Annotated in this window: 1 protein-coding gene; it reads left to right on the forward strand. The window is 33.6% G+C overall.

Annotated elements, in window-relative coordinates; translation table 11 throughout:
• Positions 1–63: 63 nt before the first annotated feature.
• Positions 64–510: a DUF2846 domain-containing protein gene (locus tag AB4133_RS21910; RefSeq protein WP_372132160.1), complete on the forward strand. Its 447-nt coding sequence runs from the start codon at positions 64–66 to the stop codon at positions 508–510.
• The last annotated feature ends 26 nt before the right edge of the window (positions 511–536 follow it).

The following is a 536-nucleotide window of genomic DNA, read 5'->3' on the forward strand; positions in this document are numbered from 1 at the left end:
GAGTCCATATCATTCGTTATGTTCAATTCTGATAAGTTGAAACTTCAGGAGGAAGGGTTATAAATGAAAGTTTTATTAATTATATTTAGTGTCGTGTTATTCACAGGATGTACTGTAATACCATATAAAGATTTAAATTTAGATACCACATCAAATTTTAAATCGCCAACAGATGGTCAAGCCGGTGTTTATGTTTACCAGTGGAAAACAGGGATTCTGGGCGCGGGTTTGGATGTCGATTTTGAGATAAAAGGCCACCCTGAATTGTCACTTAACACTGGTGAATATGGTTACTTCGAGGTATCACCTGGAGACTATGAATATAAATTATCTGGTGGAATATTCGATCAATATATTCCGGTAAAGTTTGAAGCTAATCAAAATTATTTCTTTCGTGCTTTTTTACTTAATCTTTCTGATCACTCTGTTTTGATTAGGGATCAGGTTGAAATAAATGAAGCAAAGCAAAATATTCTAAATGGTCGTTATGAAGAACATACCGTAGACTAAATGCTGAACATAACAAATAAGGATTA

Source organism: Vibrio sp. 10N.286.52.F8 (assembly GCF_041468745.1).
Lineage (GTDB): Bacteria > Pseudomonadota > Gammaproteobacteria > Enterobacterales > Vibrionaceae > Vibrio > Vibrio crassostreae_C.

What these genes read in the sequence shown, in the direction of transcription:
- AB4133_RS21910 (WP_372132160.1), top strand. Translation starts at nt 64, where the DNA reads ATGAAAGTTTTATTAATTATATTTAGTGTCGTGTTATTCACAGGATGT.